The sequence below is a fragment of the Shewanella marisflavi genome, assembly GCF_023283925.1.
In the GTDB taxonomy this organism is placed as follows: domain Bacteria; phylum Pseudomonadota; class Gammaproteobacteria; order Enterobacterales; family Shewanellaceae; genus Shewanella; species Shewanella marisflavi.
On sequence record NZ_JAKIKX010000025.1, the window covers coordinates 1 to 1,192 of the forward strand.

Sequence of the window (1,192 nt, forward strand, 5' to 3'; positions counted from 1 at the left end):
GCTTAACCTTCGGGAGGGCGTTTACCACGGTGTGGTTCATGACTGGGGTGAAGTCGTAACAAGGTAGCCCTAGGGGAACCTGGGGCTGGATCACCTCCTTACCTATACGATTGATTTAGTGCTTGTTGAGTGTTCACACAGATTACTTGATAGAAGATAGAGCAAAATATCGAAAGATAATTTTTGTGGAATTTAATGCTTAATCAAGGCACTTGAAGAGTCTCGCAAGGAGTGTGCAACTGCACATGACTGAGAAACGATGAAAGTAACGCAGAGTAAGGATTAAATAACCAAAAAGAATGGGTCTGTAGCTCAGCTGGTTAGAGCGCACCCCTGATAAGGGTGAGGTCGGTGGTTCAAGTCCACTCTGACCCACCAAATCTTCGTTTATTCTACGTTAACTTGTTACTCGTTTAGTGAGCTAAACGTTGCAACAAGTTGCCTTGACTAAACTCGATTTGGCTTAGCCAATTTAATTGGTATTCGTATATTTTGTTCGCTGCATGTAAATGGGGCTATAGCTCAGCTGGGAGAGCGCCTGCCTTGCACGCAGGAGGTCTGCGGTTCGATCCCGCATAGCTCCACCATTTGCTCTTTGATGAGGGCATGCAGTTTAGGTTAGAGATGCCAAAGATAAATGCAGAATTTATCTTTGGCTTTTTTAAGCCCGGTCGAAATCGTTTCATACGATTTTCGACACTTCCACCATCCGTGGAGGTCGCTCTTTAAAAATTTGGAAAGCTGATAGTGTTAATGTGAAAGGGATAATGACGTACTTGTACGTGGTTATTTGTAGCATTAGCGCGAAAAAATAATTGAGTTCTCAAAACACACTTTAATCAAGTGCATTGAGTATTCTTTTGGCGAAAGTTGAAACCATTAGTTGCGATACAACCTGTTGATACTACCCGTATTAACAATTGGTAAAGTAAGCGCAGTTAATCATGTTGTTGTCGAAGCCGTGGCTTGAGTGAGGAAGGCGTGTAGCAGCGCTACATAACTGACAAACGATAGGCACAATAAAGACAACGGCTTGAGTAACAAGCGATATGAAACTCATTTGGGTTGTATGGTTAAGTGACTAAGCGTATACGGTGGATGCCTTGGCAGTCAGAGGCGATGAAGGACGTAGTAACTTGCGAAAAGCGTTGGCGAGCTAGTAACAAGCATTTGAGCTAACGATGTCCGAATG

General features: G+C 43.5%; 2 tRNA genes and 2 rRNA genes. All 4 read left to right on the plus strand.

The window, feature by feature from the left end:
- Window positions 1–101, plus strand: a 16S ribosomal RNA gene (locus L2712_RS19060); the annotation flags it as partial.
- Window positions 102–301: 200 nt separating this feature from the next.
- Window positions 302–378 (plus strand) — tRNA-Ile (locus L2712_RS19065).
- A gap of 133 nt (window positions 379–511) precedes the next feature.
- A tRNA-Ala gene (locus L2712_RS19070) sits at window positions 512–587 on the plus strand.
- A gap of 484 nt (window positions 588–1,071) precedes the next feature.
- Window positions 1,072–1,192, plus strand: a 23S ribosomal RNA gene (locus L2712_RS19075); the annotation flags it as partial.